Here is a 25,869-nt window from a genome sequence, read left to right on the forward strand (position 1 = left end):
CAAACTCTTCAGGCGCATATCACTGCGGGTTGGCACGGGTGCTGGAAAGCAACGATTTCAGGTTGGCAGCCTTGGGCTTGACCAGCCAGAAACGACGCAGATAGTCATCGAGGTTTTCAGCGAGGTTACGACCCCATTCGCTATCGGTTTCCGCGACGTATTCGTTCAGCACGCGTTGCAGGTGGCTGCGATAGGCTTCCATCGCCTCACCGCTGATCCGCTGGATTTCCACCAGTTCGTGGTTGACCCGGTCAACGAAGGAGTTGTCCTGGTCGAGCACGTAGGCGAAACCGCCAGTCATGCCTGAGCCGAAGTTGTAACCGGTCTTGCCCAACACGCAGACGAAACCACCGGTCATGTACTCGCAGCAGTGATCGCCAGTGCCTTCCACCACGGTGTGAGCACCGGAGTTACGCACCGCGAAACGCTCGCCCGCGGTACCGGCGGCGAACAGCTTGCCGCCGGTGGCGCCGTACAGGCAGGTGTTGCCGATGATGGCACTGTCCTGCGTCTTGTAGACGCTGCCCTTCGGCGGAACGATAACCAGCTTGCCGCCGGTCATGCCTTTGCCGACGTAGTCGTTGGCGTCGCCTTCCAGGTGCATGTGCAGGCCACCAGCGTTCCACACACCGAAGCTCTGACCGGCCGTCCCTTTGAAGCGGAAGGTGATCGGCGCATTCGCCATGCCTTGGTTGCCATGCTTGCGAGCGATTTCACCGGAGATCCGCGCGCCGATCGAACGGTCGCAGTTGCAGATATCCAGAGCGAAATCAGCGCCGCTCATGTCATTGATGGCCGAGGTGGCCATATCGACCATTTTCTCGGCCAGCAGGCCTTTGTCGAACGGTGGGTTGCGGTCGACCTGGCAGAATTGAGGCTTGTCTGCCGGGATGTGGTCGCTGCCCAGCAACGGCGTCAGGTCCAGGTGTTGCTGCTTGGCGGTCTGGCCTTCGAGGATTTCCAGCAGATCGGTGCGACCGATCAGCTCTTCGAGGGAGCGCACACCCAGTTTGGCCAGCCACTCACGAGTTTCTTCAGCGACGTAGGTGAAGAAATTCACCACCATGTCGACGGTCCCGATGTAGTGATCCTTGCGCAGCTTTTCGTTCTGAGTTGCGACCCCGGTGGCGCAGTTGTTCAGGTGGCAGATGCGCAGGTATTTGCAGCCCAGCGCGATCATTGGCGCGGTGCCGAAGCCGAAGCTTTCAGCGCCGAGGATCGCTGCCTTGATCACGTCGAGGCCGGTTTTCAGGCCGCCGTCGGTCTGCACCCGGACTTTGCCGCGCAGGTCGTTACCGCGCAGGGTCTGGTGGGTTTCGGCCAGGCCGAGCTCCCACGGAGCGCCCGCGTATTTGATCGACGTCAGCGGCGATGCACCGGTGCCGCCGTCGTAGCCAGAGATGGTGATCAAGTCCGCATAGGCCTTGGCCACACCAGCGGCGATGGTGCCAACGCCCGCTTCTGCTACCAGCTTCACCGAGACCAGGGCCTTCGGGTTGACTTGTTTCAGGTCAAAAATCAGCTGCGACAAGTCTTCGATCGAGTAGATGTCGTGGTGCGGCGGAGGCGAAATCAGGGTCACGCCCGGCACTGCGTAACGCAGTTTGGCGATCAGACCGTTGACCTTGCCGCCTGGCAGCTGACCACCTTCGCCGGGCTTGGCGCCCTGAGCGACCTTGATCTGCAGCACTTCAGCGTTGACCAGGTATTCCGGAGTCACACCGAAACGGCCGGTCGCGACTTGCTTGATTTTCGAGCTCTTGATGGTGCCGTAACGCGCCGGGTCTTCACCGCCTTCGCCAGAGTTGGAACGCGCACCGAGGCGGTTCATGGCTTCGGCCAGGGCTTCGTGAGCCTCCGGCGACAGCGCGCCAAGGGAGATGCCCGCGGAGTCGAAGCGTTTGAGCACCGACTCCAGCGGTTCGATCTCGCTGATGTCCAGCGGCGTGTCCAGGGTTTTGACCTTGAACAGGTCGCGGATCATCGACACCGGACGGTTGTCGACCAGCGCCGTGTATTCCTTGAACTTGCTGTAGTCGCCCTGCTGCACAGCCGCTTGCAGGGTGTTGACCACGTCCGGGTTGTACGCGTGATATTCGCCACCGTGGACGAACTTCAGCAAACCACCCTGCTGGATCGGTTTGCGTGGGCTCCAGGCTTCGGCAGCCAGGGCTTTCTGCTCGGCTTCGATGTCGACGAAACGCGCACCTTTGATGCGGCTCGGTACGCCACGGAAGCTCAGCTCGCAGACTTCTTCAGACAGGCCGATGGCTTCAAACAACTGCGCACCGCGGTACGACGTAATGGTCGAGATGCCCATCTTCGACAGGATCTTCAGCAAGCCTTTGGTGATGCCTTTGCGGTAGTTCTTGAACACCTCGTAGAGGTCACCCAAGACTTCGCCGGTACGGATCAGGTCGCCCAGCACTTCGTAGGCCAGGAACGGATAGACCGCCGAGGCGCCGAAACCGATCAACACCGCGAAGTGGTGCGGATCGCGAGCCGTCGCGGTTTCCACGAGGATGTTGGAGTCGCAACGCAGGCCTTTTTCGGTCAGGCGGTGGTGCACCGCGCCGGTGGCCAGGGAAGCGTGGATCGGCAACTTGCCCGGGGCAATGTGACGGTCACTCAACACGACTTGGGTACGACCGGAGCGCACAGCCTCTTCAGCCTGATCAGCAACGTTGCGGATCGCCGCTTCGAGACCGACGCTTTCGTCGTAGTTGAGGTCGATGATCTGGCGTTCGAAGCCCGGACGATCGAGGTTCATCAGCGAGCGCCACTTGGCCGGGGAAATGACCGGCGAGCTGAGGATCACGCGCGAGGCGTGCTCCGGCGACTCTTGGAAGATGTTGCGCTCGGCACCGAGGCAGATCTCCAGCGACATGACGATGGCTTCACGCAGCGGGTCGATCGGCGGGTTGGTGACCTGCGCGAACTGCTGGCGGAAATAGTCGTACGGCGTGCGCACGCGCTGGGACAGCACGGCCATCGGCGTATCGTCGCCCATCGAGCCAACGGCTTCGTAGCCTTGCTCGCCGAGCGGACGCAGCACTTGGTCACGTTCTTCGAAAGTGACCTGGTACATTTTCATGTACTGCTTGAGCTGGTCGACGTCGTAGAAAGCCGAACCGTGGTCGTTGTCTTCCATGGTCGCCTGGATGCGCAGGGCATTCTTGCGCAGCCATTGCTTGTACGGATGACGCGACTTCAAGCGGTTGTCGATGGCGTCAGTGTCGAGGATCTGACCGGTTTCGGTGTCCACGGCAAAAATCTGACCCGGCCCGACGCGGCCCTTGGCGATCACGTCTTCAGGCTGGTAGTTCCAGACACCGATTTCAGAGGCCAGGGTGATGAAACCGTTCTTGGTGGTGACCCAGCGCGCCGGACGCAGACCGTTACGGTCAAGCAGGCACACCGCGTAACGACCGTCGGTCATTACCACGCCGGCCGGGCCGTCCCACGGTTCCATGTGCATCGAGTTGTATTCGTAGAACGCACGCAGATCCGGGTCCATGGTTTCGACGTTCTGCCACGCAGGCGGAATGATCATCCGCACGCCCCGGAACAGGTCGATACCACCGGTAACCATCAGCTCAAGCATGTTGTCCATGCTGGAGGAGTCGGAACCGACGCGGTTGACCAGCGGGCCGAGCTCTTCCAGGTCCATCAAGTCGTTGGTGAACTTGGTGCGACGGGCCACGGCCCAGTTGCGGTTACCGGTAATGGTATTGATCTCGCCGTTGTGGGCGAGGAAGCGGAACGGCTGAGCCAGCGGCCATTTCGGCAGGGTGTTGGTGGAGAAGCGCTGGTGGAACACGCAGATCGAAGTTTGCAGGCGCTTGTCGCTGAGGTCTGGATAGAAGGCGGTGAGATCCGCCGGCATCATCAGGCCTTTATAAATGATGGTCTTGTGCGAAAAGCTGCAAATGTAGTGATCGGCGTCGGCGGCGTTGGCCACGGACGAGCGACGACGGGAGGTGAACAGCTTGATCGCCATGTCCTGATCGCTCAGGCCTTCACCGCCGATGTACACCTGCTCGATCTTCGGCAGGCGCTCAAGGGCCAAGCGGCCGAGGACGCTGGTGTCGATCGGCACTTTGCGCCAGCCGACCAGTTGCAGACCGGCGGCCAGGATCTCGCGGTTCATGTTCTCGCGAGCGGCCTCGGCTTTAACCGGGTCCTGGTTGAAGAAGACCATGCCCACAGCGTATTGCTTAGGCAGTTCGACGCCGAAGGTTTCCTGGGCAATTGCACGCAGGAACACATCCGGTTTTTGAATCAGCAGACCGCAACCGTCACCGGTCTTGCCGTCGGCGTTGATCCCACCGCGGTGGGTCATGCAGGTCAGGGCCTCGATGGCCGTTTGCAAAAGGGTATGACTGGGCTCGCCCTGCATATGCGCTATCAGGCCGAAACCGCAGTTATCCTTGAATTCATCTGGTTGGTACAGACCTGCTTTCATAGACACTTTCTCACCAGGCTGCCTCTTAGCGAGGCAAATTTCTTTTCAATTCAACCACTTGCCATCCGCGCCGAACGTACGCCAGCTTTGCGGGGGCAAAAGGGAGGTCATTGTACACACCGACACAGAGGCTCACAAATTTGACGACGAAATGTCGCAAATCTATGTCGCATTTATGAAAGGTTTAAAGCGATATGCTGTGCTAGTCAAAACTTTTTTAATTTTGACTGCAACGACTCAAAGACTACTGTGACGCAGACACCACAAGGCACGCGGCCCAGGGTCTGTTGGTGCTTGCTGACGAACCGCGTTGTGATGCCCACGTGTGCGGGGCAAGGCGCGGGATGCTGCCAATGGCTCTTCCCTTGGCAAATCCCGCAACGCAGCCTCGCGCATGTTGGCGCGCAACGCGGTCGTCAGCAAGCGCCAACAGACCCTAAAGGCGGCATGCGCTTGCAGAAATTTTGAGGTGCCGGGAGAGGCGGCCTGGGTAAGGCCGCCGAATCTTCAGCGAGTTGTTGCCAGTTCCTGTTGGACGCTGGCGACAGTGCGAGGCCAAGGTTTACCAGCCTGAACCTTCGCTGGCAAGGCCTTGATGGCGGTAAGGGCTGCATCGCGGTTGGCGAAGCTACCGTAAGTGATGACGTAAAGCGGCTTGCCGTTGAGGACTTTCTTGAAATAACGGTACTCGCCGCCCTGCTCCTTGACGAAGGATTGCGCGGCCGCTTCAGAGCTGGTGCCGAGAATCTGCACCACGTAGTTACCCGGTGCTTGCCCTGCGTACCAGGTGCCACCGGCGGCCTTGGCCACGGTGGTTGGTTTCTCGACAGGTTTGGTCACCGGCGCCGGTTTAACCACTGGCGCAGGCTTCACGGCAGGCGCCGGGGCTGGCTTGGCCGTAGCGACCTGAGTCGGCGCAGGCACAGGCTTGGAGGCTGGCGTCGGTGCAGGACCGGCCGACAGACCTGCTGGAGGCGCGGTGGTGGTCACGGTTGGCGGCGTAGCGCTGGAACCTTCGACCGGCACGCCGTCGTCGCCTTCGGAGATGCCGCCGGCAGCTTCGGCCAGTGGACCGCGCATGACCGGTTGCGAGTTGCCGACCAGCGGCAATGGCATCGGTTGCGAGTTACCGGCGAATTCGACGGCAGGCGCGCCGCCACTGTTAGGTTGTGGCGTGCCCTGGCCGAGCGGCAGTTGCGCCTGTTCGTTGGCAGGTGCACCCGTGGTCGGTGCTTTGCTGCGACCCGGCATCAACCAGGCGGCGGCTACCGCGACCACGACGACGGCGGAAATCGCCAATACGTGTTTCTTCGGCATGTTGAACCCCATACTTGGACGCTTGACCGCTGAGCGGCTGGCAATCATGGCTTCGATCATTGCATCGCGGGCGACCTGGTTGATGGTGCCAGGCCAACCGTCGGAGCTTTCGTGAATATCAGAGATCTGATCTGCGGTAAAAAGTTCGATACCCCGACCGGCGCCTTCGAGCCGCTGGTCCAGATATTCGCGGGTTTCTTCTTCGGTGTAAGGCTGCAACTCGATGACGTGGAAACGCTCTTCCTCGAGGCTCAGCGCCTCAAGTTGAGCAATCAGCGACGACTCACCGAACAGGAACACATGCGGGCGACCTTCCGGTGCACCGGCGGCCAGGGCCATCAAGGCTTCCAGCGCGGACTCGTCGAGTTGCTCGGCGTCATCCACTAGCAAATAGACTTCCTGCCCCGTGAGCGCAAGTTGCACCACTTGAGCCAGAATCGCGCCGATCTCGGCCTGGGCCACGTTCAGCGCCTGAGCAACCTGACGCAGCACACCCGCCGCATCGCCGGCACCACGGGCGGAAACCACCACGCTCTGCACCGACTGTTTGTTGGTGCTGGCCACCAGGGCCTGGCGCAACAGCGTCTTGCCACTGCCTTGCGGGCCAGTGACGACCAACAGCAACTGGCTGTAGCGTGCCAGGTGATGCAATTGTCCCAGCACCGGTTTGCGCTGGGCCGGGAAGAATTTGAAGCCAGGCACCCGTGGAGCAAAAGGGTCATGACTCAACTGGTAATGGCCGAGGAAAGCCTCGTCGGCGTGCAAACTAGTCATCGGGATCTTATTAACCTTTAAGCTGAGCCAGAGCGCGGTAATCCGCTCCCAGCGTGGCCTGTAAAACCTCTTTCGGATAATCGTCGGTCACCACCGCTTCGCCCATGTGGCGCAGCAGCACCAGGCGCAAACGACCGTCGATCACTTTCTTGTCAATTGCCATGTGTTCGAGAAAATCGACTTCAGTCATCTCTTCAGGCGGGATGACCGGCAGGCCGGCACGCTGGAACAGACGAATGCCGCGATCGCGCTCTTGCTCGCTGATCCAGCCCAGGCGCGCGGACATTTCCAAGGCCATTACGGTGCCAGCAGCGACCGCTTCACCATGCAGCCACACACCATAGCCCATATGGGTTTCGATGGCGTGGCCGAAGGTGTGACCCAGATTGAGCGTGGCGCGAACACCGGTCTCCCGTTCGTCGGCACCGACCACCGCAGCCTTGGCCGCGCAAGAGCGCTCGATGGCGTATGTCAGGGCGACCTGGTCCAGGGCGCGCAGGCGATCAACGTTTTCTTCAAGCCAGGTCAGAAACGGCTCGTCGCAGATCAGCCCGTATTTGATGACCTCGGCAAGCCCGGCGGACAGTTCGCGGGCCGGCAGGGTATTTAGGGTAGCGGTATCAATCAGCACCACGTTCGGCTGATAGAAAGCACCGACCATATTCTTGCCCAGGGGATGGTTGATCCCGGTCTTGCCGCCCACTGAAGAGTCGACTTGCGACAGCAGCGTGGTCGGGACCTGGATGAAATCGACACCACGCTGGTAGCAGGCGGCAGCAAAACCGGCCATGTCACCAATCACGCCACCACCGAGGGCGATCACCGTGGTACGGCGGTCGTGCCGTGCGGTCAGCAGACCGTCGAAAATCAGTTGCAGGGTTTCCCAGGTCTTGAAGGCTTCGCCGTCGGGCAGCACCACGGAAACCACCGAGAACTGTGCAAGACTGCGGGTCAGACGCTCGAGATAGAGCGGCGCAACGGTCTCGTTGGATATGACTGCCACTTGCCGTCCGCGGATATGCGGAGCCAGTAGCTCAGGCTGATCCAACAAACCTTCGCCAATATGAATCGGGTAGCTGCGCTCGCCTAGATCGACCTTGAGTGTCTGCATGTGTCCCCACAGTAAAGATGGAATCAGGCGTCCTGCCTTGAGTTAATGTCCACGGCGTCTGCTGGTGTGACACCGTTCGGTAGCCATCCACCACAACCTTGAGCGGCTGTGACAGGACGCCGAGGATAGCGCATTTCGCGCTGCGCATTAACGGGGAGGTAGCTGCTGCAAGCGTTCGAGAATATCGAGCACTACCATTCGCGGCGGCCGCTCATCGGTTTCCACCACCAGATCGGCGATTTCCCGATAAAGCGGATCGCGAATCGCCAGCAGATCCCGAAGGGTCTTGGCCGGATCGGCAGTACGCAACAGCGGGCGATTGCGATCGCGAGAAGTGCGGCCCACCTGCTGCTCGACTGACGCATGCAGATAGACCACCCGACCACCGGCGTGCAGCGCCAAACGATTGGCCTCGCGCATCACCGCGCCGCCGCCGGTCGCCAGCACCACGCCGTCGCACCCGCACAGCTCGGCAATCATCGCCTGCTCGCGGTCCCGAAAGCCCGGTTCGCCTTCTTTATCGAAAATCCACGGGATATTGGCGCCCGTGCGCAATTCAATTTCCTTATCGGAATCTTTGAACGGCAGGCGCAGCTCTTTGGCCAGCAACCGGCCGATGGTGCTTTTTCCAGCCCCCATCGGTCCAACAAGAATCAAATTTCGCACAGAATCAATGACTCACAGCAATCGCCTGGTTATTCATGATACGCGGAGTGAGAAATACCAGCAGCTCGGATTTTTTCTCCGAAACCACGTCACGCCGGAAAAGGCGGCCAAGATACGGCACATCACCGAGAAATGGCACCTTATCTACAACCTTGCTCTGAGTATTTGAGAAAACCCCGCCAATCACGATGGTCTCGCCGTCATTGACCAGGACCTTGGCATTGACCTCGTTTTTCTTGATAGGCGGTACATCCTGCACCTTGTTCAGGTAGTCCGGTTCATCTTTGGTGACCTTGACCTCCATGATGATCCGGTTGTCCGGGGTGATCTGCGGCGTCACCTCCAGAGACAGCGAGGCTTCCTTGAACGACACCGAGGTCGCGCCGCTGGAGCTGGCTTCCTGGTAGGGAATCTCGGTGCCCTTGAGGATTTTCGCAGTTTCCTTGTCCGACGTGACCACCTTGGGTTGCGAGACGATTTCGCCGTTACCGGTCTTTTCCATGGCCGTCAGCTCGAGATCCAGCAAAACATTGTCGGTGATGAACGCGATGCCGAGCCCCGAGGTGTTGGCGGCAGTGCCCAGGTCGACGAACGGCGAGTTGGTGCTGGTGCTGCCAGGCGTTCCAATGGTCGAAGAAGCGTTAGCCCCATTGCTGACGCCTGAGGTGTTCCAGTTGCCCTTGTTCTGCAACGAACCACCCCAGCGCACGCCGAGGCTTTTGTCATAGTCGACGTTGGCTTCGACGATACGCGCCTCGATCATCACCTGACGCACCGGGATATCCAGTTGCGCGACGATACGGCGGAGTTCGTCGAGGCGATCCTGAGTCTGGTAGGCAATGATGTTGTTGGTCCGCTCATCAACCGTGATCGAGCCTCGCTCATCGGCCTTTGCCTCGGCATTGGTCACAGACTGGAACAGCTTGGCGATATCGGCAGCTTTGGCGTAGTTGACCTGCAACAGCTCGCGACGCAGGGGCGCCAGGTCGGCAATTTGCTTCTGCGACTCCAGTTCCTGACGCTCGCGGGCGGCGATTTCATCGGCCGGCGCCACCAGCAACACGTTACCGATCTTGCGTTTATCCAGGCCTTTGGTTTTCAACACCAGATCCAGCGCCTGATCCCACGGTACGTTCTGCAAACGCAGAGTGATGCCGCCCTGCACTGTGTCGCTGGCGACCAGATTGAGATTGGTGAAATCGGCGATCAGTTGCAGCACCGAACGCACATCGATGTCCTGGAAATTCAACGAAAGTTTTTCACCCGTGTAGGCAAAACGTTCAGTGTTGCGCTTCTGCAAGTCATCGACGGTCATCGGCCGGATGCTGACGGTCAGCTTGTTGTCGGTCTGGTAAGTCGAATAATCGAATGCACCGCTGGGCTCAATGCTGATCGTGGCCCGATCACCGGTGGCGCTGGCGTTGACGAACTGCACCGGCGTGGCGAAATCCTTGACGTCCAGACGTACACGCAACGGTTCAGGCAATTGGGTCCTGGCAAAACCGAGAATGATCTTGCCGTCGCGCTCCTGAATGTCCGGGGCGATAGAAGGGTCCGACAGATCGATGACCACATTGCCTTCGCCCTGAGTGCCGCGCTGGAAATCCACACCCCGAATGGCCTTGCCTACCGGCGCATAGGCTTTCGCCGGGGCTGGCGTTGCAGTCGCGGCGCGCTGCGTTTTGGGCGCTGGGTTGGAGGCCGTTTTGTTGGCTCCTTGCCCGACCACCACAAACAGATTGTTGCCTTCGACCCGTGCGTTATACGGGGTCAACTGGGTCAGATTGATGATCAGTCGTGTGCGGTCCTTGGCTTCCACCACTGTGGCGCTGCGGGCATTTCCACCGCCCAGGTCACGATTTTTGTTTTTTAGCTGACTGACGACGCCGGGCAGATCCAGCGCAATCCGAGCCGGTTGTTCCGTGGTGTAACCGTGGGGCGGCGGTGGCGGCCCATCGAACGACAACTTCAACTCGATGCGGCCCCCCGGCAGCGCCGCAACATCCAGCGCTTTAAGGTTAGCCGCTTGTACCATCGGCGAAAGCAACGCTATCCATAGCGAAATACCGAAGGTTGAGAAAATCCTGTTCATTATTCGAGTTCCACTATGAGTGCTCTTTCAAAGGTATGGTCCGCGGCCGCTCCAGCCAGGCGCCTTGGCCGTCGGGAACGATTTCGACCACATCGACCTGCGAGCCGCTGATGGCGACGATCCGCCCATCGTTACGCCCCAGGTAATCGCCGACTTTCAACCGATGCACCCCACCCGCCCCGCGCACCAGCGCAAAGGAGCCGGCCGCATTGGCAATCGTTCCGACCATTTCAAACTGCTCGATGTTGAAACCTTCGAGGTACTGCTTGACCCGATCAGGGTCAGGTTTGACGTTGCGTGAGCCGTGCTTCTGGCCGGCCAGGTCGACTCTGATCTGTCGGGAAAACGGGCTTCGCAGGTTGGCGGCGTTGTACGTGAATGTTGGGTAAGACCGAAATGTCGGTGTTGGTTCAATCTTGCCGGGCGCACGCAAACGCATTTCGTTCATGTAGGCGTCCAGGTCGCTGAAGTCATTGTCGCTGCCACAACCGGCCAGGCCGGCGACCAACACAACCATCGAAAAGTAACGAATCGGGCTCATTTTTGCAGCCCCTTGTCGTTGTAGCGGTAGGTCTTGGCAAGGATGCTCATGCGCAACTTCGGACCACCTTCCGGGTTAGCCGGCGCAAGGTCGAAGTCATGCAAGGTGACAATCCGTGGCAGCCCGGCCACGCCGCTGACGAAGGTGGCCAGGTCGTGATAGGCACCGGTGACGGTGATCTGGATAGGCAGCTCGATGTAGAACGGCTGCGTGACCTCTGGCAGCAGTTTGATCTCTTCGAACTCCAGCCCACTGCCCAGGCCGGTGCGAGTGATGTCCTCCAGCAGACCAGGCACTTCGGTGTCACTGGGCAATTGCCGCAGCAGCACGCCAAAGGAGTTCTCCATTTGCTTCATCTGCTGGGTATACAGCTCCAGATTCGCCGCCATGTGGGCTTTGTTGGCGAATTGCTCCTTGAGGGTCGACTCTTCCTCGCGCTTGAGATCGAGATGGCTCTGAAGGTCGCTGACGGAAAAACTGTAGCCCAGTGAAAGCACCAGGACCATCAGCAGAATACCCGCCAGTGCCTTGATGGCTGGCGGCCAGGAACCCATGTTATTGGTGTCCAGGTCGTTGATGTCGACCCTGCGCAGCCCCTCAAACCATTCAGACGGAGTCATTGGCCGCCCTCCGCAGCGGCTGGCTGAGTCTGACGAACGGTTAATTGAAAGACGTTGGCCTGGTCCAGCTGACCAGCAGTGGTCGCTTTGACTTCCGTCAGGGTCGGCGCATTGAACCAGTCCGACGCATCCAGATTACGCATCAGGTCCGAAACACGATTGTTGGAGTCTGCCGCGCCGGTAATGGACAGGGTTTTGCCAGCCATTTTCACTTCGGTGAAATACACTCCGTCCGGCAAGGTACGCGCTAACTGATCGAAGATCCGCCCGCTGATCGGGCGGTTGCCTTGCAGGTCCTGGATGATGCGCATGCGCTCGACCAGTTGCTGGCGACGGGCCTTCAAATCGCTGATCTGCTTAATCCGCTCGTCGACCACAGCAATCTGTTTTCCGATGTAGTCATTACGAGCAACTTGCCGATCGATGGCGCCATTGATGGCCTGGTTTGCGATCAACACCGCGCCCACTGCCCCCACTATCACACCGACCAGCGACAACAAAAAGCGTTTGCGGCGCGCTTCACGCTGCTCTTCACGCCAAGGTAAAAGATTGATCCGTGCCATCAGTCGAAACTCCTGAGGGCCAGCCCGCAAGCGATCATCAGTGCCGGCGCATCGCTGGCCAGGGCACCGGCGTTGACCTTACTGCTCAGGGCCATGTTGGAGAATGGGTTAGCTACTTGCGTCGGCGTGCCCAATCGCTGCTCGATCAACCGATCCAACCCCGAGACCGATGCGGTACCTCCGGCCAGCAGGATGTGATCAACCGAGTTGTACTGACCGGAGGCGAAGAAAAACTGCAACGAACGCGACACCTGCTGCACCAGCGCGTCGCGAAACGGCTGCAACACCTCGCTGACGTAATCGTCCGGCAATCCCCCCTGCTTCTTCGCCAGCCCGGCCTGCTCGAGCGTCAGCCCATAACGTCGCTGGATTTCCTCCGTCAGTTGACGACCGCCGAACAATTGTTCGCGGGTGTAAATGATTCGTCCCTTGTGCAGCACGCTCAGGGTGGTCATGGTCGCGCCGATGTCGACCACCGCTACTGTCAGACGCTCCTGAGAAGCAGCCAGTTGCCCCGCCAACAATCCGTAAGAACGCTCCAGCGCATAGGCCTCGACGTCGACCACGCGCGCCGTCAGCCCGGCCAGGGCCAGGGCCGCTTCCCGGACCTCGACGTTTTCCTTGCGACAGGCGGCCAGCAGCACATTGACTCGGTCGGGATTGCGCGCGGAAACACCCTGGACCTCAAAGTCGATGGCCACTTCGTCCAATGGATAAGGGATGTACTGATCGGCCTCGATCTTCAGCTGGTTTTCCATCTCGTCGTCGGAAAGACCGGCATCCATCTCGATGGTCTTGGTGATCACCGCCGAACCGGCCACGGCCACGGCGACGTTCTTGAGGCTGGTTCTGGCCTTGAGTAGCACGCGCGCGAGTGCCTGCCCCACGCCATCGAGCTCGGCGATATTTTTCTCGACCACCGCATTGGTGGGCAAAGGCTCCACCGCATAGGCCTCGACCCGATAACGGTCGCCCTGGCGGCTTAGCTCCAGAAGCTTTACCGACGTGGAGCTGATGTCGATCCCCAGAAGCGTATTGGCCTTTTTATTGAAGAGTCCTAGCACTACCAATTCCCTATGACTATCCGTGTCTTACGGACTCTGTAATATCAGTTGCGTTCAAACCACCCGTCTTGACAGCAGCGCAAATGACGCCCTCGACGGAAAAATGCTTATAATGCCCAGCGTTTTTTTCCGGTTTTTACTTCAAGCGCGGGTCGTTCCCTGTTATCTGAACCCTGATGCCTCATTCATTCTTTGCCCTGGATGTCCAAAAGCCTTGATTCGTCTGCTGAAATTTTTCGGTTGGTCCATCGTCGCCGTTTTTTGCGGACTGCTCCTCGGTCTTAGCGGCGCATTTCTCTACCTTAGTCCGGGATTACCGTCCGTGGAGGCGCTGAGAAGCATTCAGTTGCAGATCCCTTTGCGGGTGTACAGCAGCGACAACAAGTTGATCGCAGAATTTGGCGAAATGCGCCGTACCCCGATCCGTTTCGCCGACATTCCCCCCAATTTCATTAATGCGTTACTAAGTGCTGAAGACGACAACTTCGCCAACCACTACGGCGTCGACCCTAGCAGCCTGATGCGCGCGGCCACCCAGTTGGTAAAAAGCGGACACATTCAGTCCGGCGGCAGCACCATCACCATGCAGGTGGCGAAGAACTTCTTCCTGACCAGCGAACGCAGCTTCTCGCGCAAGACCACCGAAATTCTCCTCGCCCTGCAGATCGAACGGCAGCTGACCAAGGACGAGATCCTTGAGTTATACGTCAATAAAATATATCTGGGTAACCGCGCTTATGGCATCGAGGCGGCGGCGCAGGTCTATTACGGCAAATCGATTCGTGACGTCAGCCTCGCACAGATGGCGATGATCGCCGGTCTGCCAAAGGCCCCTTCGCGTTTTAACCCGCTGGCCAACCCGGCCCGCAGCAAGGAACGTCGGGACTGGATCCTTGGGCGCATGTACAAGCTCGGCAAGATCACCGAAGCCGACTACACCACGGCGATCAACGAGCCGCTGAACGCCAGCTATCACGTGCCGACCCCGGAAGTGAATGCACCGTACATCGCTGAAATGGCCCGCGCCGAAATGGTCGGTCGTTATGGCAGCGACGCATATACTGAGGGTTTCCGCGTCACCACCACGGTGCCGAGCAACCTGCAGGAAATGGCCAACACCGCGGTCCACGAAGGTTTGATGAGCTACGACCAGCGTCATGGTTACCGCGGCCCGGAGTCGCGCCTGCCGGGCAAGACTCGCGAGGCCTGGACAACCGAGTTGACCAAGCAGCGCACCATCAGCAGCCTTGAGCCTGCCATCGTCACCCAGGTCGACAAGACCGGCTTACAGGTGATGACCCGTACCGGTGACGAACACGTCGGTTGGGACAGCATGAAATGGGCGCGTCCGTTCCTGAACACCAGCAGCATGGGTGCCAATCCGAAGCAGCCGTCGGACGTCGCCCAGGTCGGCGACCTGATTCGGGTACAGCGTCAGCCAGACAATTCGCTGAAATTCAGCCAGATCCCGCAGGCTCAGGGCGCACTGGTTTCCCTCGACCCGCAGAACGGCGCCATTCGTTCCCTGGTCGGCGGTTTCGCCTTTGAACAGAGCAACTACAACCGCGCCATGCAGGCCAAGCGCCAGCCGGGCTCGAGCTTCAAGCCGTTCGTCTACAGTGCCGCGCTGGATAACGGCTACACCGCCGCCAGCCTGGTGAACGATGCACCGATCGTGTTCGTCGACGAGTACCTGGACAAGGTATGGCGTCCGAAGAACGACACCAACACCTTCCTCGGCCCGATCCGTATGCGTGAAGCGCTCTACAAGTCGCGCAACCTGGTGTCGATCCGCTTGCTGCAGGCGCTGGGCGTCGACCGCACCATTGATTACATCAGCAAGTTCGGCTTCAACAAGCAGGACCTGCCACGCAACCTGTCCCTGGCCCTGGGTACCGCGACGCTGACGCCAATGGAAATCGCCACTGGCTGGAGCACCTTCGCCAATGGCGGCTACAAGATCAGCCCCTACATCATCGACAAGATCGAAAGCCGCAATGGCGACACGCTGTTCGTCGCCAACCCGCCGAGCGTCCCGAAAGGCAACGTCGCCACCGACGGCATTGCCGCCCCTGTCGCGGCCAACGCCTTCACCGTCAACGCAACCCCGGGCGAAGCCCTGACTGCCCAGCCAGCACCACAAACGCCGGCCGTGGCCGAGCGTATCGTTGATGGCCGCACCACGTACATCCTCAACAGCATGCTCGAGGACGTGATCAAACTCGGCACCGGCCGCCGCGCCTTGGCCTTGGGCCGCAGCGACATTGCGGGCAAGACCGGTACCACCAACGAATCCAAGGACGCCTGGTTCTCTGGTTACAACGCCGATTATGTAACAACCGTCTGGACCGGTTTCGACCAGCCTGAAAGCCTGGGTCGCAAGGAGTTCGGCGGTACCGTCGCCCTGCCGATCTGGATGAGCTACATGGGCGCCGCACTCAAAGGCATGCCGCCCCATACGCAACAAGAGCCGGAAGGCATCCTCAGCCTGCGAGTCGACCCGATCAGCGGCCGTGCAGCCACCCCAGGCACGCCAGGCGCCTACTTCGAGCTGTTCAAGGCCGAAGACACGCCACCGTCGGTGAATGAGCTGGGTAACGGCAACGCACCGGGCAGCCCACTGCCAGCGGATGAAGCGGCGCCGATCGATTTGTTCTGATCGGGTGACGCAACAAAAACCCCCGCCTTCGAGAGAAGAGCGGGGCTTTTTTGCATCTGTGTTTCCTGTGCCGGCCTCTTCGCGGGCAAGCCTCGCTCCTACAGATATGTGTCGCTAGCGATATTGCGTATGACGCAAATCTTGTAGGAGCGAGGCTTGCCCGCGAAGAGGCCATCACTACCGCTGCAAAACTCCCGGGCAAAAAAAAGCCCCGACTCACAAGAGCCGGGGCTTTCTGTTGAAGCGCTACAACGACTTAGCCGTTGAACACGTCATCCACGCTTTTCAGCGGGTAGTTCTTCGGATACGGCAGGGTCGCTACGCCGGTCTCGATCGCGGCCTTGGCCACAGCATCGGAGATCAGGGTGATCAGACGCGCATCCATTGGCTTCGGAATGATGTACTCACGACCGAATTCCAGTTTGATGCCGCCGTAGGCGTCGCACACTTCCTGAGGAACCGGCAGCTTGGCCAGTTCACGCAAGGCGTTGGCGGCAGCCACTTTCATTTCTTCGTTGATGCGCTTGGCGCGAACGTCCAGGGCACCACGGAAGATGAACGGGAAGCCCAGCACGTTGTTGACCTGGTTCGGGTAGTCCGAACGGCCGGTGGCCATGATCACGTCATCACGGGTGGCGTGAGCCAGTTCCGGGGAAATTTCCGGATCAGGGTTGGAGCACGCGAACACGATCGGGTTGGCTGCCATGGATTTCAGGCCTTCAGCGCTCAGCAGGTTCGGGCCGGACAGGCCAACGAACACGTCTGCACCGGTCAGGGCGTCAGCCAGGGTGCGCTTGTCGGTCGCGTGAGCGAAGACAGCCTTGTACTGGTTCAGGTCGTCCCGGCCGGAGTGGATCACGCCGGTACGGTCAACCATGTAGATGTTTTCGATGTTGGCGCCCATGCTCACCAGCAATTTCATGCAGGAGATGGCCGCCGCACCGGCGCCCAGGCAGACGATCTTGGCGTCAGCGAGGGTTTTGCCAGCGATTTCCAGGGCGTTGATCATGCCGGCCGCTGTAACGATCGCGGTGCCGTGCTGGTCATCGTGGAATACCGGAATGTCGCACTGCTCGATCAGAGCGCGTTCGATCTCAAAGCACTCAGGTGCCTTGATGTCTTCCAGGTTAATGCCACCGAAGGTGATGGAGATGCGCTTGACAGTGTCGATGAAGGCTTGCGGGCTTTCGGAATCGACTTCGATGTCGAATACGTCAATGCCGGCGAAGCGCTTGAACAGCACACCTTTACCTTCCATTACTGGCTTGGAAGCCAAAGGGCCGAGGTTACCCAGGCCGAGAATTGCGGTGCCATCGGAAATGACTGCAACCAGGTTGCCCTTGCCGGTGTATTTGTAGGCCAGTTCAGGATCGCGGGCGATTTCGCGTACTGGTTCGGCTACGCCGGGGCTGTAGGCCAGCGACAGGTCGCGGGCGGTAGCGGTGGCCTTGGTGAGCTCGACACTCAGCTTCCCTGGACGAGGATGGGCGTGATATTCGAGAGCGGCAGTTTTCAAATCAGACATGTGGGCATTCCGCTTTTTACTGTTGGACAGACGGACCGCCGAGGATACGCGTGTCGTAAAGTCCCCACAAGACTGACCAGTCACCCCTGCCAAGCACCCGGCCCTACGACTTTGGACCAAGAGCCGCGGAACACAAGGGATAGCCTGTTCACAATCGAGAGTAAGAATGTCTACAATTTTTTCTCATGGCGCCGCTTGCAGCATCGCCGGAGCGGTCAATGGCAGAAGCCAGCGCGCCTGCCCTTCTTTAAGTCCACCGCGGCGCGAACGGTCCAGCACCCAGCCACGCGCCTCAATCTGCCTGCCCTTCAGCTGCTCAAGAGTCGCAATATCGAACTGCTCCAACAGATGGGGTGCAATGCGCAATACAACCGAATCCTGCAACTCGATCCAAACCCCACCGCGATTGCGCTGAACCTTGCTCACACGACCGCTGAGCACAGCGAAACCAGACGTGCTGATCTGCTCCGCTTTCAGCACAGGGGATTGGCGCCACAACCCGAGTCCGGCCTGACGGGCACTGCGTTCCGCCACTTGCTGGCAGTCGACCAGATCGACATTCGGCGCGACCGCCACCTGGAAACCGAGCCCTTCAGCGAGCATCTGCGCCTCAAGGTTGGCGCCATCGGCGCTGTAGACATGGGCCAGCGTGCGACCGTAATGATCTTTGCTCTCTTTGCCGGGCAGTAAACCGACCCGACCGTCGCTGGCGGCCACCAGCGCTTCCAGGCGTTGGCGCGCCGTCACCGCGAACGGCTCGTCGGAGCGGCCTTTCTTGCCCAGCTCCGGCGTGTTCAAACCGATCATGCGCACGCTGCGGCCATCGCTCAGGCGCAGCGTGTCACCATCCACCACCCGCTGCACCGCGACGGGTGTCAGCCCGCTCGGCGCCGGGCAGAAGGCCTGGGCACCGGACAGCCAAATCGCAGACATAAAAAAGGCGCCCGCAAGGGACGCCTTTTTCATCAGCAAGGTAAAGCCCATGGGGCTTTGCAACCTTACTCTGCAGCAGCAGGAGCTTTGGCTTTGCCAAAAGCACCGAAACGGTCTGCGAAGCGCTGTACACGGCCGCCAGTATCCAGAGTCTTCTGCTTACCGGTGTAGAACGGGTGGCACTCGTTGCATACGTCAGTACCCAGTGGCTTGCACAGGTTCGAACGAGTTTCGAACTTGTTGCCGCAGCTGCAAGTTACTGCAATGGTTTCGTACGCTGGATGGATATCGGCTTTCATGATGTATTCCTCAGGCTAGCGTGCCGCCACTCAACACTATTGTTGAATACCGCACGTAATTAGGCCGCGGATTCTACCAGACCTTTGCAATCACGCAAGCTGTCGCTTGAACCAGTCGTCTGCTAGGCTCCCGGCCTTCTTCACCGTCCCATCATCGAGTAAATCATCGCGTGCCCGACGCCATTTTGCGCCTCGCCCTGCCTTCGCCCCTGCGCCGCCTGTTCGATTACCGTGCCCCGGCCGGGGTCCTGCGCGCCCAGTTGCAACCGGGCATGCGCCTGCGGGTGCCGTTCGGTCGGCGGGAGATGATCGGGATTCTGGTGGAGGTCACCGACACCAGCGAAGTCCCGGCAGAGAAGCTCAAACCGGCTCTGGCACTGCTCGATGCCACAGCGCCGCTGCCGCCGGCGCTGTTCAAACTGTGCCTGTGGACATCCCAGTATTACCAGCACAGTCTCGGTGATACCTTGAGCTGGGCGCTGCCGGTGTTGCTGCGTCAGGGCGAACTGGCCGAAGCACGGCAGGAACGCTTCTGGTCGGCCGCACCGGGCGCCCGCCTTGATGACCCGCGCATCGCTCGCGCCCCGCGTCAACGTGAGGCCCTGGCGACCTTGGCCCAGCATCCCCATGGCGTCGCCCATCAGTTGTTGAGCAAACTGATGCTGAGCAAGGACAGCCTGGACCTGCTGCTGGCCAAGGATCTGGTGCAAGTCGACATCCGCAAGCACGCCCCCGGCGCCCGCCACGAACACTGGCTGGCGCAGCCGGAACTGCCACTCAACCCGGAGCAGCGTGCGGCCTATGAAGCCATTCGCGCCGGGTTCGACAGTTATCACGCGTTCCTGCTGGCCGGTGTCACCGGCAGCGGTAAGACCGAAGTCTATTTGCAGTTGATCCGCGAAACCCTTGAGGCCGGCAAACAAGCACTGGTATTGATCCCGGAGATCAACCTCGGCCCCCAGACCCTGGCGCGCTTCGAGCAGCGTTTTAATGCGCGCATCGCGCTGATCCACTCGGCGGTCAACGATCGCGAGCGGCTCGAAGCCTGGCTCGCCGCCCGGGACGGTGACGCCGACATTATTATCGGCACCCGCTCGGCGCTGTTCACGCCGATGAAGAACCCCGGCCTGATCATCATCGATGAAGAGCACGACGGCTCCTATAAACAGCAGGAAGGCTTGCGCTACCACGCCCGCGACCTGGCATTGGTCCGCGCCCGGCAGGAAAACATCCCGATTGTCCTCGGCTCTGCCACGCCTTCGCTGGAAAGCCTGCACAACGCCTACACCGGTCGTTATGGCCTCCTGCGATTAAACGAGCGTGCCGGTGGCGCCAAACAACCGCGCTTTCTGCGCCTGGACGTGAAAAGCCGACCGCTGGACAGCGGCATTTCCGGGCCGATGCAGCAAGCCATCGGTCAGACGCTCGCCGCAGGCCAACAAGTATTGGTGTTCCTTAACCGTCGCGGTTTTGCGCCGACCTTGCTGTGTCACGACTGCGGCTGGATGTCCGAGTGCCAGCGCTGCGATGCGCGCATGACCGTGCACCAACGCTCCGGCGAATTGCGCTGCCACCATTGCGGCTACGTCGAACGCGTGCCCCGGCATTGCCCGAAGTGCGGCAAGGTCGATTTGCGGCCAGTGGGTGCCGGCACCGAGCGCGCCGAAGAGCGATTGGGGATTTTGTTTCCGGATGTCCCCGTGCTGCGGGTCGACCGCGACAGCACTTCGCGCAAGGACGCGATGAATCAACTGTTCGCGACCATCCAGAAGGGCCAACCGTGCATTTTGGTCGGCACGCAGATGCTTGCCAAAGGGCATCACTTCCCACGGGTGACCCTGGTGTCGATTCTCGATGCCGACGGCGGGCTGTTTTCCGGCGACTTCCGCGCCAGCGAGCGCATGGCGCAACTGATCGTCCAGGTTGCCGGGCGCGCGGGCCGGGCTGAAGAGCCGGGCAAAGTGATTATCCAGACGCACCTGGCCGACCATCCGCTGCTGGTGCAATTGACCGAGCAGGGTTACTTCGCCTTTGCCGAACAGGCCTTGAGCGAACGTCGCTCGGCGGGCCTGCCGCCATTTGCGCATTTGGCACTGCTGCGGGCTGAAGCGCACAAACCGGGGCAGGCCGAAGGCTTTCTCGATGAGGCGTGCAGCGAGGCCGAGCGCTTGCTGGCCGAGCAGAATCTGACCGGGATTGAACTGCTCGGGCCGGTGCCGGCACCGATGGAACGCCGGGCCGGGCGTTATCGTGCGCAGCTGTTGCTGCAAGCGACGGCTCGGGCGCCGCTGCATCGGCTGTTGAGCAGCTGGTTGCTGGCGCTGGAGCAGATGCCGAGCGGGCGGGCGGTGCGTTGGTCGCTGGATGTCGATCCTGTGGATTTGTACTGATAGACAGATCGCCTTCGCGGGCAAGCCTCGCTCCTACAGTGGTCAAACGCATAGCTGTAGGAGCGAGGCTTGCCCGCGAAGGCGGTCTATTTGTCACCACATATCCATAACCTGCCCGCTATAGTTGGCAAGCCCGTCTTCGCAACGGATAATGCCCAGTTTTTCCACCAGCGCATCGAAGCGCCGCCGCGCTTGCGGTCGAAAGAGAACACCATGAAAGACACCATTCGCCAGCTGATCCAACAAGCCATCACCCAACTCGTCAACGAAGGTGTGTTGCCTGAAGGCCTGTCGCCGGCGATCCAGGTGGAAAACTCCCGTGACAAGACCCACGGCGACTTCGCCAGCAACATCGCGATGATGCTGGCCAAGCCGGCCGGCATGAAGCCGCGTGACCTGGCGGAGAAAATCATCGCCGCGCTGCCGGCTGACGAAAACGTCACCAAGACCGAAATCGCCGGTCCCGGCTTCCTGAACTTTTTCCAGAACACCCAAGCCCTGGCCTCTCGCCTGGACGCCGCCCTGGCCGACGCCCACATCGGCGTGCGCAAGACCGACCCGGTGCAGCGTACCGTCGTCGACCTGTCGGCACCGAACCTGGCCAAAGAGATGCACGTCGGCCACTTGCGCTCGACCATCATCGGCGACGGCGTGGCGCGAGTGCTGGAGTTCCTCGGCGACGAAGTGATCCGTCAGAACCACGTCGGCGACTGGGGCACCCAGTTCGGCATGCTGATGGCGTATCTGCAGGAAAACCCGATCACCAGCGATGAGCTGTCGGACCTGGAAAACTTTTACCGCGCCGCCAAGCAACGCTTCGACGAATCCGAAGAGTTCGCTGACCGCGCCCGTGGCCTGGTGGTCAAGCTGCAAGCCGGCGACCCGGACTGCCTGGCGCTGTGGACCAAGTTCAAAGACATCTCCCTGTCCCACTGCCAGAAAATCTACGAACTGCTGAACGTCAAACTGACCATGGCCGACGTGATGGGCGAAAGCGCCTACAACGACGACCTGATCAACGTGGTCAACGACCTCAAGGCCGCCGGCCTGCTGGTCGAAAGCAACGGCGCCCAGTGCGTGTTCCTCGACGAATTCAAGAACGCCGACGGCGACCCGCTGCCAGTGATTATCGTCAAGGCTGACGGCGGCTACCTCTACGCCACCACCGACCTGGCGGCCGTGCGTTACCGCAGTAGCAAGTTGAAGGCTGATCGCGCGCTGTACTTCGTCGACCAGCGTCAGGCCCTGCACTTCCAGCAAGTGTTCCAGGTCGCGCGCTTGGCCGGCTTCGTGACGCACCCGATGGAAATGGAACACATGGGCTTCGGCACCATGAACGGTAAAGATGGCCGTCCGTTCAAGACCCGTGATGGCGGCACCGTGAAGCTGATCGACCTGCTGACCGAAGCTCAGGAACGCGCCTACACCCTGGTGAAGGACAAGAACCCAGAGCTGGCCGATGACGAGTTGCGCAACATCGCCAAGGTCGTGGGCATTGGCGCGGTGAAATACGCCGACCTGTCCAAGCATCGCACCAGCGACTACAGCTTCAACTTCGACCTGATGCTGAACTTCGAAGGCAACACCGCGCCTTACTTGCTGTACGCCTACACTCGCGTGGCCGGTGTGTTCCGCAAACTCGGCAAAGACTTCAGCGAAGTCGAAGGCCAGATCGTCCTCGAAGCGGCGCACGAACACGAATTGGCGGCGAAGCTCGCGCAATTCGGCGAAGTGCTGAACAACGTTTCCGACAAAGGCACACCGCACATCCTCTGCACCTACCTGTACGATGTCGCCGGTCTGTTCTCCAGTTTCTACGAGAACTGCCCGATCCTCAGTGCCGGCACTGCGGCGCAAATGCAGAGCCGTCTGCGCCTCGCCGCGCTGACCGGTCGCACACTCAAGCAAGGCCTTGAACTCTTGGGTCTGGAAACTCTGGAGCGTATGTAAGTTGGCTGCCAAGAAAAAACCTGCACCCAAGCGTGGCGCCAGTCGTTACACCGCTCCTGCAAAGCAACCGATCCCGGGCTGGCTGTGGATGGCCATCGGCCTGACGGTCGGTGCGTTTATCGTGTTCCTGATGAAGCTGGAGCCGGGTAAGGGCAGCGAGAGCGTCAAGCGCGAGAAGATCGAGCAGCAGAAAGCCACCAAGATCGCCGAGGCCAACAAGACCCCGCCGAGCCCGACGCAACCGGTGAAGCCGAAGTACGACTTCTACACGTTGCTGCCGGAATCGGAAGTCATCGTGCCGCCGGATGCCGTTCCGGAGAAAACCCTGCCGACGCCGCAAGTTCCGGCCATTCCGACGACGCCGGTCACGCCAGAGCAAGCGGCGAAGATCGATACCGCGCGGGCTCAGGCAGCACTGGCCGGGATCACTCCACCGCCAGCGCCACCGGTTTCCAAAGCGGCGCCGGTGACCAAGTTCTTCCTGCAGGCTGGTTCTTTCCGCAAGGAGGCTGACGCGGACAAGGTGCGTGCGCAGATCATTTTGCTCGGCCAGGCAGTGGCGGTTGAGTCCGGCACCGTGAAGGACGAGACCTGGTATCGGGTACTCGTCGGGCCGTTCAGCAACCGCGAACAGCTGACTACTGCCCAGAAACAACTGTCCGGTGCTGGCTTCAGCAACCTGCTGTTACAACAACGCCAGAACCGCTGACCTTCCGCTGATCATTGATCGTTCCCACGCTCCTGCGTGGGAATGCAGCCCGTGACGCTCCGCGTCACTGGACGCGGAGCGTCCCCAGAGGCATTCCCACGCAGAGCGTGGGAACGATCAACCGCTCGTCCCCTCTCCCGCTCCGCAGTTGAAAACCGCTCCACCACCCCCATATGAGTTGGCATAAGGCATTTTCGCCTCGCTGCGTGGAGACTCTCCCTTGACCACCATCGTTTCAGTTCGCCGCCACGGCAAAGTCGTCATGGGCGGCGACGGCCAGGTTTCTCTCGGCAATACCGTGATGAAAGGTAACGCGAAGAAAGTTCGCCGCCTGTACCACGGCCAGGTAATCGCCGGTTTTGCCGGAGCCACCGCTGACGCCTTCACCCTCTTCGAGCGTTTTGAGGGCCAGCTTGAGAAACATCAAGGCCACCTGGTTCGCGCCGCTGTCGAACTCGCCAAAGAATGGCGCACTGACCGCTCCCTCAGCCGCCTCGAAGCCATGCTCGCGGTCGCGAACAAAGATGCCTCTCTGATCATCACCGGCAACGGCGACGTGGTCGAACCTGAAGAAGGTCTGATCGCCATGGGCTCCGGTGGCGGTTACGCCCAGGCCGCCGCCAGCGCGCTGCTGAAGAAAACAGATCTGTCGGCCCGCGAAATCGTCGAAACTGCCCTCGGCATCGCCGGCGACATCTGTGTATTCACCAACCACACCTTCACCATTGAGGAGCAGGACCTCGCTGAGTAAGCCTGTTTTGGCCACCACGCCACGGCTCACTTTTACTTGAGGACCGCCAATTACTATGTCCATGACTCCCCGTGAAATCGTCCACGAACTCAATCGTCATATCATCGGCCAGGACGATGCCAAGCGCGCCGTCGCCATCGCGCTGCGTAACCGCTGGCGCCGGATGCAGCTGCCTGAAGAGCTGCGCGTTGAAGTGACCCCCAAGAACATCCTGATGATCGGCCCGACCGGTGTCGGTAAAACCGAGATTGCTCGTCGTCTGGCCAAACTGGCCAACGCGCCGTTCATCAAAGTTGAAGCGACCAAGTTCACCGAAGTCGGTTATGTCGGCCGCGACGTTGAATCGATCATTCGTGACCTGGCTGACGCGGCGATCAAACTGTTGCGCGAACAGGAAATGACCAAGGTTCGCCACCGCGCCGAAGACGCCGCCGAAGAACGCATCCTCGACGCCCTGCTGCCACCGGCACGCATGGGCTTCAGCAACGACGACGCCGCACCGTCGGCCGATTCCAACACCCGGCAGCTGTTCCGCAAGCGTCTGCGCGAAGGTCAGCTGGATGACAAGGAAATCGAAATCGAAGTCGCCGAAGTGACCGGCGTCGATATCTCCGCGCCACCGGGCATGGAGGAGATGACCAACCAGCTGCAGAGCCTGTTCGCCAATATGGGCAAGGGCAAAAAGAAAAGCCGCAAGATCAAGGTCAAGGAAGCGCTGAAACTGGTGCGTGACGAAGAAGCCGGTCGCCTGGTCAACGAAGAAGAGTTGAAAGCCAGGGCGCTGGAAGCCGTCGAGCAGCACGGCATCGTGTTCATCGACGAAATCGACAAGGTCGCCAAGCGCGGCAACTCCGGTGGCATCGACGTGTCCCGTGAAGGCGTACAGCGCGACCTGCTGCCGCTGATCGAGGGCTGCACCGTCAACACCAAACTGGGCATGGTCAAGACCGACCATATCCTGTTCATCGCGTCCGGTGCGTTCCACCTCAGCAAGCCGAGCGATCTGGTACCCGAGCTGCAAGGTCGCCTGCCCATTCGTGTCGAGCTCAAGGCGCTGACGCCTGAAGATTTCGAGCGCATTCTCAGCGAACCGCATGCGTCACTCACCGAGCAGTATTGCGCACTGCTGAAAACCGAAGGCCTGGTTATCGAGTTCCAGCCGGACGGTATCAAGCGTATTGCCGAGATCGCCTGGCAGGTCAACGAGAAGACCGAGAACATCGGTGCCCGTCGCCTGCACACGCTGCTTGAACGTCTGCTTGAAGAGGTGTCGTTCAGCGCCGGTGATCTGGCCAGTGCCCACGACGACAAAGCGATCGTGATCGACGCCGATTACGTCAACAGCCACTTGGGCGAATTGGCGCAGAACGAAGACCTGTCCCGTTATATCCTGTAAGCCAAGCGACCCTCTGTAGGAGCACAGCTTGCTGGCGATGGCGC

The 25,869-nt window shown here is 60.3% G+C and carries 18 protein-coding genes; 6 read left to right on the forward strand and 12 right to left on the reverse strand.

Translation table 11 applies throughout. From position 1 onward, the window contains the following. Window positions 1-19: 19 nt before the first annotated feature. The 9 genes from gltB to ACYZT0_RS23590 all read right to left on the reverse strand — a co-directional run bounded on the left by gltB (window position 20) and on the right by ACYZT0_RS23590 (window position 13,213). A complete protein-coding gene (gltB, locus tag ACYZT0_RS23550) occupies window positions 20-4,465 on the reverse strand; it encodes a glutamate synthase large subunit (RefSeq protein WP_462043222.1) in 4,446 nt (1,481 codons plus the stop codon). Between the two features lie 507 nt (window positions 4,466-4,972). Then, on the reverse strand, window positions 4,973-6,556 hold the full coding sequence (locus ACYZT0_RS23555; RefSeq protein WP_462043223.1) for an AAA family ATPase: 1,584 nt from the start codon (window positions 6,554-6,556) through the stop codon (window positions 4,973-4,975). A 10-nt stretch (window positions 6,557-6,566) separates the two neighbouring features. Continuing rightward, window positions 6,567-7,667, reverse strand: coding sequence for a 3-dehydroquinate synthase (aroB, locus tag ACYZT0_RS23560; protein ID WP_462043224.1), 1,101 nt, complete (start codon window positions 7,665-7,667; stop codon window positions 6,567-6,569). A 147-nt stretch (window positions 7,668-7,814) separates the two neighbouring features. Then, window positions 7,815-8,333 carry a shikimate kinase AroK gene (aroK, locus tag ACYZT0_RS23565; RefSeq protein WP_462043225.1) on the reverse strand — a complete coding sequence of 173 codons (519 nt, stop codon included), beginning with the start codon at window positions 8,331-8,333 and terminating at the stop codon, window positions 7,815-7,817. Window positions 8,334-8,337: 4 nt separating this feature from the next. Next, window positions 8,338-10,425 (reverse strand): type IV pilus secretin PilQ, encoded by a 2,088-nt coding sequence (gene pilQ, locus ACYZT0_RS23570; protein ID WP_462043226.1) that lies wholly within the window; start codon window positions 10,423-10,425, stop codon window positions 8,338-8,340. 13 nt (window positions 10,426-10,438) lie between these two features. Continuing rightward, window positions 10,439-10,966: a pilus assembly protein PilP gene (locus ACYZT0_RS23575; RefSeq protein ID WP_462043227.1), complete on the reverse strand. Its 528-nt coding sequence runs from the start codon at window positions 10,964-10,966 to the stop codon at window positions 10,439-10,441. Continuing rightward, window positions 10,963-11,586, reverse strand: a complete 624-nt coding sequence (gene pilO, locus ACYZT0_RS23580; protein ID WP_462043228.1) for a type 4a pilus biogenesis protein PilO — start codon at window positions 11,584-11,586, stop codon at window positions 10,963-10,965. Before pilO ends, ACYZT0_RS23575 begins: the two co-directional genes overlap by 4 nt. Beyond that, window positions 11,583-12,149, reverse strand: coding sequence for a PilN domain-containing protein (locus tag ACYZT0_RS23585; protein WP_462043229.1), 567 nt, complete (start codon window positions 12,147-12,149; stop codon window positions 11,583-11,585). The genes pilO and ACYZT0_RS23585 overlap by 4 nt, the downstream gene beginning before the upstream one ends. Beyond that, entirely contained in the window at window positions 12,149-13,213 is a 1,065-nt protein-coding gene (locus tag ACYZT0_RS23590; protein WP_462043230.1) for a pilus assembly protein PilM, read from the reverse strand. The genes ACYZT0_RS23585 and ACYZT0_RS23590 overlap by 1 nt, the downstream gene beginning before the upstream one ends. A 217-nt stretch (window positions 13,214-13,430) precedes the next feature. On the opposite strand from ACYZT0_RS23590, the gene ACYZT0_RS23595 reads away from it, so the two are divergent. Next, window positions 13,431-15,872, forward strand: a complete 2,442-nt coding sequence (locus ACYZT0_RS23595) for a penicillin-binding protein 1A (RefSeq protein ID WP_462046625.1) — start codon at window positions 13,431-13,433, stop codon at window positions 15,870-15,872. Window positions 15,873-16,128: 256 nt separating this feature from the next. Here ACYZT0_RS23595 and ACYZT0_RS23600 read toward each other — a convergent pair whose 3' ends face one another. From ACYZT0_RS23600 to rpmE, 3 genes are all read right to left on the reverse strand, one after another. Further along, window positions 16,129-17,397, reverse strand: a complete 1,269-nt coding sequence (locus tag ACYZT0_RS23600; protein WP_449642738.1) for a malic enzyme-like NAD(P)-binding protein — start codon at window positions 17,395-17,397, stop codon at window positions 16,129-16,131. A gap of 183 nt (window positions 17,398-17,580) precedes the next feature. Beyond that, window positions 17,581-18,381 carry a thermonuclease family protein gene (locus tag ACYZT0_RS23605; protein WP_462043231.1) on the reverse strand — a complete coding sequence of 267 codons (801 nt, stop codon included), beginning with the start codon at window positions 18,379-18,381 and terminating at the stop codon, window positions 17,581-17,583. Between the two features lie 14 nt (window positions 18,382-18,395). Next, a complete protein-coding gene (rpmE, locus tag ACYZT0_RS23610; protein ID WP_282379923.1) occupies window positions 18,396-18,629 on the reverse strand; it encodes a 50S ribosomal protein L31 in 234 nt (77 codons plus the stop codon). Between the two features lie 170 nt (window positions 18,630-18,799). On the opposite strand from rpmE, the gene ACYZT0_RS23615 reads away from it, so the two are divergent. The 5 genes from ACYZT0_RS23615 to hslU all read left to right on the forward strand — a co-directional run bounded on the left by ACYZT0_RS23615 (window position 18,800) and on the right by hslU (window position 25,825). Continuing rightward, window positions 18,800-21,019: a primosomal protein N' gene (locus tag ACYZT0_RS23615; protein WP_462043232.1), complete on the forward strand. Its 2,220-nt coding sequence runs from the start codon at window positions 18,800-18,802 to the stop codon at window positions 21,017-21,019. A 213-nt stretch (window positions 21,020-21,232) separates the two neighbouring features. Continuing rightward, window positions 21,233-22,969 (forward strand): arginine--tRNA ligase, encoded by a 1,737-nt coding sequence (gene argS, locus ACYZT0_RS23620; RefSeq protein ID WP_462043233.1) that lies wholly within the window; start codon window positions 21,233-21,235, stop codon window positions 22,967-22,969. Window position 22,970: 1 nt separating this feature from the next. Then, window positions 22,971-23,678, forward strand: a complete 708-nt coding sequence (locus tag ACYZT0_RS23625) for an SPOR domain-containing protein (RefSeq protein ID WP_462043234.1) — start codon at window positions 22,971-22,973, stop codon at window positions 23,676-23,678. A gap of 220 nt (window positions 23,679-23,898) precedes the next feature. Beyond that, the gene (gene hslV, locus ACYZT0_RS23630; RefSeq protein WP_007899242.1) at window positions 23,899-24,429 is read left to right on the forward strand and encodes an ATP-dependent protease subunit HslV; all 531 of its coding nucleotides are present in this window, start codon (window positions 23,899-23,901) and stop codon (window positions 24,427-24,429) included. 55 nt (window positions 24,430-24,484) lie between these two features. Next, a complete protein-coding gene (hslU, locus tag ACYZT0_RS23635; RefSeq protein ID WP_462043235.1) occupies window positions 24,485-25,825 on the forward strand; it encodes an ATP-dependent protease ATPase subunit HslU in 1,341 nt (446 codons plus the stop codon). Window positions 25,826-25,869: the final 44 nt, after the last annotated feature.

It is taken from the genome of Pseudomonas sp. ZS1P83 (assembly GCF_054897825.1).